Source organism: Mesorhizobium qingshengii, assembly GCF_900103325.1.
Lineage (GTDB): Bacteria > Pseudomonadota > Alphaproteobacteria > Rhizobiales > Rhizobiaceae > Mesorhizobium > Mesorhizobium qingshengii.
On sequence record NZ_FMXM01000113.1, the window covers coordinates 1 to 1,230 of the forward strand.

The following is a 1,230-nucleotide window of genomic DNA, read 5'->3' on the forward strand; positions in this document are numbered from 1 at the left end:
CAGGTCTCGCCGTGCCGTCTGAAGCTTCTGGACGAGGTCGGTTGTTCTGGTGAAGAGCACCCGCCAGCCATTCTCGATGAGCGCAAGGCCGATGGCTGAAGCGAGATGGCTTTTGCCGCCGCCGGGCGGGCCGAACAGAAGCAGGTTCGCCCCCTTCTCCAGCCAGCTGTCGCCGGCGGTGATCGCCATCACCTGGGCCTTGGAGATCATCGGCACGGCCTCGAACGCGAAGGTGTCGAGGGTCTTGCCCGGCAGGAGGCGGGCCTCGGCGAGGTGGCGTTCGATGCGGCGGCGGTCGCGTTCGGCCAGTTCATGCTCGGTGATCGCGGCGAGAAAGCGGGCGGCGGGCCAGCCTTCCTTGTCGGCCTGTTCGGCGAATTGCGGCCACATGAGCTTGATGGCCGGCAAGCGCAGTTCGTTGAGGAGCAGGCTGAGCTTGGCGGTATCGACAGTGGTGTTGGTCTTCATGCCGCGTCTCCCGTCAGGCTGGCGCCGAGCAGGGCTTCATAGGCATTGAGCGGCGCAAGGCGCACGACGACATTCGGCAGCCGGGAGGGATCGGGGGCGAAGCGTTCCCGCAAGGCGGCCATGTCGGGCAATCGGCGCGCCTGCAGCGCGGCATCCAGTTGGTCGGCCAGTTCGCTCTCGCAGGCGCGCTCGTGAGCCATGGCGAGAAGATCCACCATGATGCGGCAGGCCTGCCGCTCCGGCAGCCGCTCCATGAGCATGTCGAAGGTGTGCCGATACGCCTCGCGCGGAAAGAGCTGGTCGCGATAGACCAGGTTCAACAGCGCCATCGGCTTGCGACGCAGCGAATGGATGACATGCCGGTAATTGACGACCTGATCGTGTTTGCCCGATGGAGAGGCACGTCCGCGCGGCAGCGTCACGAGAAGGGTGCCGCCGATGAAGATGTCCAGTCGATCGTCGAAAAGGCGCACCCTGAGCCGGTGGCCGATCAGGCGCGAGGGCACGGTGTAGAACACCTTGCGCAGCGTGAAGCCGCCCGATGAGGTGACGCGCACGGTGACCTCCTCGTAGTCGGATGTGCGCCGGACGGGCAGTTCCTGGAGCTCGGCGCGCTCGATGTCGATGCGCTTGGAATTGCGGGCGTTCATGCGGCTGACGATCTCGTCGACGAAGCGGCGGTAGCAGACCAGATCGCCGAAATCGCTCGATCCTCTCATCAGAGCCGCGTCGTCGATCGCCCGCTTGAGATGGCCGTGCGGG

General features: G+C 65.8%; 2 protein-coding genes. Both read right to left on the bottom strand.

Annotated features, from left to right (window positions below; all coding sequences use genetic code 11):
- On the bottom strand, positions 1–468 hold a 468-nt coding region (locus BLS48_RS34665; RefSeq protein ID WP_167365359.1), incomplete at its 3' end, for an ATP-binding protein.
- Positions 465–1,230 (bottom strand): Mu transposase domain-containing protein (locus BLS48_RS34670; protein WP_425284760.1); only part of this gene is annotated, 766 nt, incomplete at its 5' end. The genes BLS48_RS34665 and BLS48_RS34670, both read right to left, overlap by 4 nt.